The sequence below is a fragment of the Pseudooceanicola aestuarii genome (genome assembly GCF_010614805.1).
In the GTDB taxonomy this organism is placed as follows: Bacteria; Pseudomonadota; Alphaproteobacteria; order Rhodobacterales; family Rhodobacteraceae; genus Pseudooceanicola; species Pseudooceanicola aestuarii.
In genome coordinates this window covers 1,014,142-1,023,721 of the sequence record NZ_JAAFZC010000001.1, presented here as the reverse complement: position 1 = coordinate 1,023,721, position 9,580 = coordinate 1,014,142, and the positions used below count along the sequence as shown (strand labels likewise).

The 9,580-nt window shown below is 59.3% G+C and carries 6 protein-coding genes and 1 pseudogene; 3 read left to right on the top strand and 4 right to left on the bottom strand.

Annotated features, from left to right (window positions below):
• Positions 1-258: 258 nt before the first annotated feature.
• From G5A46_RS04780 to G5A46_RS04770, 3 genes and pseudogenes are all read left to right on the top strand, one after another.
• The gene (locus G5A46_RS04780) at positions 259-2,343 is read left to right on the top strand and encodes a hypothetical protein (protein ID WP_163847788.1); all 2,085 of its coding nucleotides are present in this window, start codon (positions 259-261) and stop codon (positions 2,341-2,343) included.
• Between the two features lie 699 nt (positions 2,344-3,042).
• Entirely contained in the window at positions 3,043-4,869 is a 1,827-nt protein-coding gene (locus G5A46_RS04775; RefSeq protein WP_163847786.1) for an ATP-dependent nuclease, read from the top strand.
• Positions 4,869-5,021: pseudogene (locus tag G5A46_RS04770) on the top strand (IS3 family transposase); the annotation flags it as partial. The gene G5A46_RS04775 and the pseudogene G5A46_RS04770, both read left to right, overlap by 1 nt.
• Positions 5,022-5,140: 119 nt before the next feature.
• Here G5A46_RS04770 and G5A46_RS04765 read toward each other — a convergent pair.
• From G5A46_RS04765 to G5A46_RS04750, 4 genes are all read right to left on the bottom strand, one after another.
• Positions 5,141-5,938 (bottom strand): exonuclease domain-containing protein, encoded by a 798-nt coding sequence (locus G5A46_RS04765; protein ID WP_239520614.1) that lies wholly within the window; start codon positions 5,936-5,938, stop codon positions 5,141-5,143.
• Positions 5,939-6,470: 532 nt separating this feature from the next.
• Positions 6,471-7,667, bottom strand: a complete 1,197-nt coding sequence (locus G5A46_RS04760) for an IS3 family transposase (protein WP_163849884.1) — start codon at positions 7,665-7,667, stop codon at positions 6,471-6,473.
• Between the two features lie 358 nt (positions 7,668-8,025).
• Positions 8,026-8,883 (bottom strand): SDR family oxidoreductase, encoded by an 858-nt coding sequence (locus G5A46_RS04755; protein ID WP_163847785.1) that lies wholly within the window; start codon positions 8,881-8,883, stop codon positions 8,026-8,028.
• Positions 8,884-8,924: 41 nt separating this feature from the next.
• Positions 8,925-9,572: a TetR/AcrR family transcriptional regulator gene (locus G5A46_RS04750; RefSeq protein WP_239520612.1), complete on the bottom strand. Its 648-nt coding sequence runs from the start codon at positions 9,570-9,572 to the stop codon at positions 8,925-8,927.
• Positions 9,573-9,580: the final 8 nt, after the last annotated feature.

Below are 9,580 nucleotides of genomic sequence, written 5' to 3'. Positions count from 1 at the left end.
TTCTGCGGGTTTGACGTGAACGGTTGGCGCGACTTCGTTGCCAGGAATTGGCGCTCAAGGCCGGGGGAGGAAGACGAGGTCGGCCCCGTCGAAGTCGTTCCAAGTGGCCCGCTTACTTCTGTTGTTAATGTCGGAAATGCTGGCACAAGCCGTTGGATCGGAGGCGCTCAGGCAGACGCCGCTCCTCACGGACTTGGTGGGGGGTGGGGTGAAGTCGGAGCACCAGAGCGCCGCATGTCGGTCCGGGAGCTCCTCGAAATGAAGGACGAGGACGTCACAAAGTTGGCGTCCTGCTTCGCGGGATCGACCCAGGGGGCCGCCTACAACATCGCGTCAATCGACGAGGGCCCCGACGGGTCCGAGACGGCACAGGAACACCTGCTCGCTGCGCTGTCCGCCGGTAAGTATCGGAACGGCTTGCTTGTCTGGCGTCCTGTTCTCGCGGCGCTCTATGCAATCGAGCATGGTCTCGTAGCGGAAGGACAGCGCGTGGGTGTGGTCTGCCACGACCGGCGTGGCCTGGCCGTTCAACACCTTATCATCAGGGGGGCACGCGGCGTCCTGGCACCGGAACGGCGCGAGGCTGCGACGCATACGCCAGGGAGTATCGGATACGAAAATCTCGTGCATGCCGCGCGTAAGGTCGCAATCGGTCAGGCCGGCCTCACATCGAGAACAGCCCATCGCGCCATCGCACGTTCAGTCGGAAAGATGGCCTTGGGACTGACTTGTCCGCCCGAGATGGTTCGGGTCCAGAACGGGGACTGGGAACTCCTCGAGTTGAGCGGATACCAAGCTGCCGACAAGGTGACGGAATTTAACGAGGTTCTCGACCTGCAGGGCTGCGACGTGGTGCTCCTGGAGACGCTGACCGAAGGGGCTCTCAAGGACCGCATCGCCGCAAGTATCGGGAGCTCGTCGCCCGTTTCCCTTAGCGTGCTGCCGGCACCGGCCGTGGCACACGGCGCCTTGCTTGCGGCGCATAGGGCCGGGAACGGGGTGCCGATCTTTTTCGACTTCTTGCCCAGGCTGTCCACCATTGTCTACGGGGCTGATGGCGCGGCGAATTTCGACCTCATTAGACCGGAAGAGACGCTTGAAGCCGGCCGCACTTATCGGAGCCCTAACCCGGCAACGCTCGCGATACCGGCGGGGCAGGAGAATGTCTCCGTGTATCTTCGAAAGGAAGCTTCACCACCACCGCGAAAGGCGACCATCGCGATCGGCACGCCGCTGAGGGAACAGGCGGCCGTGTCGCTCTGGGTCGAGCAGAAACCGGCGGCCGGTCGGGCAAGAATCCTGATGGAAGCGCCAATATTGGGTCGGATCTTCACGGTCGACTGGGACGATGCACAAGAAGATGCCCGATCTTGGGATGAGATCATCGAAAGCCAACAGCACCATGTCTCAATCCCGCAGCGCTTGGTTCTTCCATGCGGGATGCCCGCATGGGAAGACACCGCTCGCGCCGATGGTCTGCTCAGTCTTCTCCAGTCGGAACCCTTCCGCATCAACCCCGATTGGGAAACGCTCGCGGCGAAGCTGTCGCAACGGCCGTTCGGGCAATACTGCATCTCCAGCGATGGAGATCTTCCCGCCGAGATCGGCCGGGAGGAAATTGAGCGACTCGATATCCTGACGGACAAGGCGCTGGACGTTACACGCAGACGCCTGGCCGGCGAAACGGGCGCAGGGACCGAAGACAACGCGGCCTTGAAGTTCTTGACATGGCAGTTCCGGCGGTGTCCGACCGACGTGGTCAAATGGTTGACGGAGTGCATCGAGACGTGTGGGCGGGCCCACCCGTTCGTGCGTCACCAGATGAGCTGGGTCCTCGTCTACCAGGGGCTGGGACGGATCCTTCGCGATGAGGAGGCCGTTGAGCGCGTCGTCGAGATGCTTCTGTCCTCGGACGTCGAGAACTGGGTGTGGAATCGGCAAAGCGCGTGCATGGCCTTTCTGCTGTCGCGGTCGGATATGACCCCGATGCTGCTGTCTCGGGAGGACGTTGACAGATTGGCAAGCCGCACGCTGACGGACTTTAGGCGCAACATCGGTGAAGAATACACCAAGTTCAACTACGCGCCCTTTCTGCTCGCGGGTCTTCTCAGGTGGCGCCTCAAAGACCCCACGGCCCTGGTGTCTGGCATTGATCCCTTGGCCGACGATTTCCTGGCGATCATCGAGGAAGTCGAAGTTGATCTGATTGGCCGCCGTAGACCGAGTGCCAACCTCCAGCGGCGACGCGACAAGATCTTGCCGATTCTACGGGATCTCAAGGAGGAATTGCTCGGCGAAGGGACAAACCCGGATCTTCTTATGGACATCTACGGTGCGAGCTGACGCTGAGATGCTGCATGCGCAGTTCAGCGAAGTCACTTGTAGCTTCTGCACATGCCTTACGGCTCTATGCCCGCCAAGTCAGCTGGGAAGCAGACGCGGGGCATGCAGAGGCGGTAAATGTCCGCTCACCGCCCGCCCTAATCCAGATTGCCGTGGTGGTTGCAGATACAAGCGCGCACGCGCGACGGGCGCCGGGAGGATCCCGCTCAGCGCATGCATGCAGGCCCGGAGTGTATCCTGCCATTTCTCATGAAGACCGGGAAGCTGTCGCGAGGCGCACTGGGCTTCCATGCTCGCTGTGAAAGGACTAAAATGCAGGGATGGAGAGCCACTATGGGAGCCGGTGCGTGCTGAAACCTGACGGCGAAAACCTTTGTGCGTAGTCCGCGAAATCCTTTGTGCGCAAAGGATGGTTTAACCCATTCAAATCTCAAGGGGCGTAGCGAAGCACTACGCGCGCGCCTACATGGGGGTGTAGGATCGCGCATAATCCTGCGCGGTCCCCATAAGTTTGCGCGATTTGCCCATAATGTAGCGCGGATATGCATGCACAGGTTCTTGGGTGCCGTTGGCATTCATCAGCGAAAGGCTTATCGCAAAAGAGATAACATTGAAGGGGGGACTGCCTTCTGGTTGCAACTTTCCTTTTCAGCGTAAAGCGACTGATAGTTTGATGCCTATTGCGAGCGAGATATTTTCATGAGCGGCAACACTACGTCCGAAATCGACCAGATTGATGAAGTTGCCAATGTCCATGGCGACGTGGGCGAAAAATCCGGCTCAGGTTCCGGGGCTATGAAGCTGACGAAAGCCACGATCAAAAACTTTAAGGCGATCGAGGAAACCACCGTTCCGTTGTCAGATTTCACGGTTATTGTGGGAACCAATGGCAGCGGAAAGAGCTCTATCCTGCAAGCTCTTCATTGGATGCTACAGAGTGGTCGAAATCTAAGCGTGGAGCCACGATCCCCGGCAACCGCGACAAAAAATGCTGAGGCCTCCACTCTTTCGGAGCTCGAAGCGACATACATGCCGTCGCCAGAATACAAGAATGCTTCTCATTCAACCGAGTATGGCAACTTTGCCGCAGCTCCCAGAATGGATTTGGAAATCGAAGCAAGCATTGATGGGGCACCGACCATCGGAAGCTCGATGTGGATCAAGTCCGCACGAAACGAAGGTATTAGCGTCCATATTCCCTCCAACAATCTGATCACTACGCTAATACGATCTCAGCAGCGGGAAATTTCCGCATATATTCCGGGACTTGCGGGCATACCATTGTCTGAGGAAAAGCGGTCTAAGAGGATTGTCCACCGCCAAGCAGCGGCAGGCGACGCAAATACGGTTCTCAGAAATATATTGGAGTTGCTCAAGGCAACCGCGTCGACACATGGAGCGGATGGTCTTGCAGAAGTCGAGGAACTTGTGTCTCGAGTCTTGGGGCCACTAAACCTCCAAGTCACTTTCGATGATGAAAAAGACTACAAAATAAATGCTGCGTTTCAAACGGAAGCGATGAAAGTCGCCGATCCTAAGCGCTTTAAGCCGTTGGAGCTGGCCGGTATCGGATTTCTACAAGTCATCCAGATATTTGCATATTTGGTTTATTTCCGACCTCGGCTTCTCTTGGTCGATGAGCCGGATTCGCATCTTCATCCCGATGCGCAAGAACGACTTACTCTCGCTCTCATGGATGCAGCCATCAAGTATGACTGCCAAGTTCTCCTTACTACGCACAGCCCCAGTGTCGTTCGAGCTCTTACTGTGGATGCGACGCTCATCTGGATGAAACAAGGAAAGGTTGCCAGCGACAATACTGATGAAATCCGGCGCGACATGGGTTGGGGCTTGCTGGACAAGAGCATCCTGTTGGTAACCGAGGATGATAAGGTTGGCATGTTGAACAAGCTGCTCAGCCAGTGGCCAACCTTGTTTCAGAAGACCGCAATCTGGCCTGCCCGCGGTAGCTCAAGCCTTCCTCCGGCAGCGAGCATCGCAGGCCTTCGACAGTTGTTCGGTAATAAAATGAAGATCGTGCTCCACAGGGATTGCGATTTCATGCTGCAAAAGGAACAAGCTCTTCTCGCGCAGCCTTACAGCGATCAAGATATCGCGGTCTGGTTCACAAATGGCTCAGACATTGAGTCTTACTGGATCAATGATGCCGTAGTTTCATTTGAGTTTGCAGTGTCTGCGGAGGAAGCCCGCGAGTTGATCAATGACGCATGCGATCTGCTCGACGCAGAGGATGCTGCAAAGCGCTTCAACTGTAAACGGACAGAGGTGCTCAAACAGATACCAGCCTACCGAAAAGGCGAGGCTGAGTATGTGGGAACGGCAGAAGCGCGAGATAAGCTTTCTGAGCGCGGCAGAGAGTTCACATATGTAGGCAAAGAACTCCTTTCAGCCGTGCGCAGGTCAGCCACAGATAAAGGACAAAAAGGTGGACATGGGCTGGGGAAAGCTCTTCCAGGAGATCCAGAAGTGGCAGAAGACCTGAAGATGCTATTGCAGGGCCTCTGAGATTGACCTACCGAACTCGCGAGGAGGCAAGGCAGGACGTGTTCGACTACATCGAGATGTTCTACAACCCGAAGCGCCAACACGCCCGGAACGGAATGCTGTCGCCGGTCGACTTCGAGCGGCAGCAGAAACTGAGACACGAAGGCGTCTGAGAAACGCGGGGCAATTCACTCGCATCGACGAGTTCGGGCGGGAACTTGTCGAAAAAGGCACGCAGGTAGAAGTGACTGTTCTTCAGGTTGCCTGCAGTGAGGATCGCCCGACCAAGCACTCACCCAGTCGGCAGATGCTCGGCGGGGGGTAGGGCCGTTGTCTCGACTTCCTCGACGAGCGCGCGCGGCACTTTGTGCCGCCCGACCGTGCCGCGTTCTGCGTGCAGAACCACCTGAGCAGCAGCGCAGGCATCCTCGCCGGCATCGTGATGTTCAAAGGACAGGCCGAGGAACTGTTTCAAGGATGCCAGACCGTGCCCACCGTTCCCTTTGAGCTCAGGCCAAGCACGGCGGGCAACGCCAACGCTATCCAGCCAATGCCGATCTGGCTCGGAACGCCCCAGCCCTGCACAGGCAGCACGGATTGCGCTGCGGTCAAATCCGGAGTGCTGGTAGACCATACTGCCCGACAGCAGCGGCTCCAAGGCCTCCAGAACTTCGTTGATACGCGGAGCGTCCCCGACCATGCCGCCGTGGATCCCGTGCAGCCCGGTAAACGACCAATGGCGGGTCTGCGGGTCAACAAGGGTGACCCAGGTGACGATGCTGTCGTCCGGACGAATACAGGCGACACCAACTTGGCAAATGCTTGCGCGGTCGTGGTTGGCCGTCTCGACGTCGAGGGCAAAGAAGCGAAAGGGGCCCGCGGGCAACGGCGGCAAGACGTTCTCCGCCGCGACGGCACCGCCTTCGAAGCGGGCCTTCTGGCGTGAGAGCGCGGCCCGCTCGAAGGGGCTTAGCCCAAGCCGCTCGATCAGTGCATCGACGAGGGCCTCGGGTTCAGCATAGGAATCCGTCCGGCGGAAGTTCCATGCCTTCGCAGCGGGTGGTGCCAGTGCAATGACTTGTGCTTCCAATCCGGCAATCGTCGGGCGCTTCTGCAGTCGGGCGAGGCGGCATCGCGATCAGGGCTGCGAGCACATCATGGGCGGCGATCGTCATGGTCGGGTATTTCCGTGCTCTTCAGCGTTGCAGGCGATGGACGGCGCTGCGGACGTGGATCATGTCGAGGTGGTCGGAGGGCGTGAGTGCGGCAGTGACGAAGCCCGTGCCCAGGATCAGACGCGAGTGCTACCCGCTGGTCTCGTTTTGGAGCAGATGGAATCCACCGGCGTGACACATCTGGCGATAGGTGCGGCTGGTCTTCAGCATTGTGTGGCCTCTTAACTCGGCAGAAACTTGGCGGCGGGAGATCGCTGGATGCGCCGAAATTACTGACGATCGGTTCATATACGGCTCTCGAGCTTGCTGCTCTTGAAAGCTTGTGTATAGAAAGCCCGTTTGTCATACGTTGTGAAAGTGTTCGAGTGTGGACTCTCGCTGCTACAGAGGTGGTCCTGAATTTTCGACCAGTTTGCCGCCGGGCTAAGCTATGGCATGGGTTTCATTTCAGGCGGCAGCTTTCAGGTTCGGGGCCCGACTATCATATGCCTCGATGGGCGTCAGCAGCCCATGGGGTGAGTGCGGGCGCTTTTCATTGTAATAGGTGATCCAGGCGCCGATCCCCTCACGGGCTTCAGAGCCGGTCTCGAAGGCGTTCAGGTAGACGCATTTGTATTTCAGGGATCGCCAGAAGCGCTCGATCATCCGGTTGTCCGTTGCGCGGCAGTCGTTTGCTTGCAAACGATGAGAGCGGGGCCAGCGCCCGCGGCCGTCCATCGAGATCTTCACCTTGGCGTCATGCAGTACATCGGTGAAGTCGGTGCTGGTGAATTGCGAGCCCTGGTCAGAGTTGAATATCTCCGGCGGGCCGTATCGGGCCAGCGCCTCCTTCAGCGCCTCGACACAGAACCCTGCATCCATGCTGTTCGACAGCCGCCAGCTCAGAACCTTCCGGCTGTGCCAATCTATGATGGCGACAAGATACAAAAAGCCCGGGCGCATGGGGATATAGCTGATGGCGGTACACCAGACCTGGTTGGGGCGGGTTATGACCAGCCCCTTGAGAACGTACGGGTAAATCCTGTGCTCGGGATGCTTCCTGCTGGTCTTCGGCTCCTGGTAGATCGGCACAAGACGCATGAGGCGCATTAGCCGCCGCACACGGTGGCGACCGCATTTATGCCCCTCTCGCTGCATGTGACGGGCCATTTGCCGCGACCCGTACCAGGGCGTTTCCAGGAACTGCCGATCGATGATCTCCATGAACGTCAGGTTCGCTGCGCTTTCGCCGCGCGGGTGATAATAGAGGCTGAAGCGCGCCAGCGACAACAGGCTGCACTGCCGCCGGACGCTGAGATCGGGGTGATCGTGCTTCACCGCTTTCTGCCTCCAGCGCCGAGGATGAGACTGGAGGCATCGGCCAAAAAAAACCCGCTCCACGACCAGCTGGCCGATCTTGGCGTGCAGCTTCTCGACATCCTTCTCGGAAATCGCCGGCTCGGTCGAGGCGCCACCGCCAAACGCCGATGCCATGTTCTCGATCACCGTTCTCTTCCATCCGCTGATCATGGTCGGATGGACGCCGTACCTCTTGGCCAACTCGGCCGTCGTCAACTCTTCACGGATGGCTTCAAGAGCAATCTTGGCCTTGAACTCCGCAGAATAGCGATTCCGCTTCGTTACGTGGTGGTGTTCCTTCGTCAGTCGCTACCGCTTGGAAACTGGTCCGAAATCCTGCGACCACCTCTGGCGCGTGTTTCCGACCAGAAAACATGACTGGCGAGGTAGGTGTTCAGATACATCAGCCCGAGCATCAGCAAGGTCGAGGTCGCGATCATGAGGAAAAAGCGGGAATAGGCCTTCGGGGTTCTCCTGAAGTTCTCGGAAGAACAACAACCTTCCAGTGGGTGGATGTTCCCGGAAAACTCTATTCAGTTGGAAAGCGGGCGGTGGTGGGGGGATTTCCGACCAGCCCCCCACCGGGCGGGCGATGGCCCGGCCCGGAGACCATCCCGGCGCGTCGCCTCGGGCAGCGGCGCGTCCGAACCCTGCCCTCGTCCGCTCAGGCGAGGAACTGACCAAACACCTGGGTCTGCATCTTGCGGCCGTCGGGATCGGCGGCGGTCTTCAGGGCGGTCAGGGCCTCAGCCCAGTCGGAGGTCCGGACGCGGATCGGTGGCGTGTCGGAGGACAGAACGTCGATCACGACCTGCGCGACCTCCTCCGCTGTCTGGTAGGCGCCGGAACCGCCCTGGCGTTGCTGCGATCCGCTGACGTATTTGCGCAGGATCGGCAGGTATTCATCCTCCAGCATGCCGCCGGTATCCGCGATCTGTTTCAATACGGTGTTGGCGAATTCGGAGGCGATTCCCCCCGGCTCCACCGCAGTGAAGTGGATGTCGAAATGCGGGGTCACGTAACAGGCGAGGGATTCGGTGAACCCTTCGACTGCGAACTTGGCGCCGCAATAGATCTCGTTGAACGGCTGGCCGACCAACCCGCCGACCGACGAGATGTTGATGACATGCCCCGCGCGCGCGCGGCGCATGTGCGGCAGGACCGCCTTGGTACAGCGGACCACGCCCATGAAGTTGATATCCATGATGCGCTGGATATCCTCCTCCTCCGCCTGCTCCAGACTGCGGGCAAACCCCATACCCGCATTGTTGATCAGCACGTCGATCCGCCCCTGCGCGGCGATGATCTGATCGACGGCCGCGCCCACCGATGCGGCATCCTGCACGTCCAGCTGTAGTACGTTCACCGTTACCCCCGCGGCCAGGGCTGCGGTGTCCAGCGTGGACCGGCGGTCGGTGTTGCGCATCGTGGCATAGACAACGTGCCCGTTCTGCGCCGCCTGAACTGCGATGGACACGCCCAATCCGGTGGAAGTTCCGGTGACGAGGATGATCTTTGTCATGGAGGAGAATCCTTTCGAAAAGGTAAAGCGAAGTGGAGATTTCAGGCGGCGATCGACAGCCACACGCGGTCGAACATTGTGGTCACGGTCTGGCAGGTCACCTCCGTCCCGGTCAGCACGGAGGAGCGCGCCAGCTGCATCGCCGGCGCCACCAGCAGCAAGGACAGCATCCCGCTGTCGAGAGGCGCCAGCGTCCCGTCATCGACGCCACGCTGCAAAAGGTCAGAGATTTCAGCGGCATATCCTGCGATCACCTGTTGGTCCCCGGCGGTCAGCACCCCAGCGGAGGCACCGTATTCCAGGAACAGGAAATCGCGCGGCCGGGTGGCCACAAACTCGAACATCCCCATCCACATCCCCCGGATCATCGCCGCGCTGTCGGCCATGTCAGCGGCGGTCAGGGCGGTGTGAAATTCCTGTTTAAGGTCCATGTAGACGCTGCGCAGCATGTCGTCCTTGCTGTCGAAATGCACGTATACCGTCCCGGCAGAAACCCGTGCCCGCCGCACCACGCCGGCGACGGAAGCGGCGGCAAAGCCCTTGTCCACCGCCTCCGCTACCACGGCGTCGCGCAATTTGCGTCGGGTTGCATCCTTGGTCGTGCGGGGCATCGGGGTCTCCATCTGGGGCGGATTGCCCCGGTTGACCCGCAGGTAGGATAATGAATGTTCATTATCAACATTCCGCATCCCACATT

Coding starts and splice junctions, on each gene's coding strand:
- G5A46_RS04780 (WP_163847788.1), top strand. CDS start 259: ATGAAGGACGAGGACGTCACAAAGTTGGCGTCCTGCTTCGCGGGATCG.
- G5A46_RS04775 (WP_163847786.1), top strand. CDS start 3,043: ATGAGCGGCAACACTACGTCCGAAATCGACCAGATTGATGAAGTTGCC.
- G5A46_RS04755 (WP_163847785.1), bottom strand. CDS start 8,883: ATGACAAAGATCATCCTCGTCACCGGAACTTCCACCGGATTGGGCGTG.
- G5A46_RS04750 (WP_239520612.1), bottom strand. CDS start 9,572: ATGCGGAATGTTGATAATGAACATTCATTATCCTACCTGCGGGTCAAC.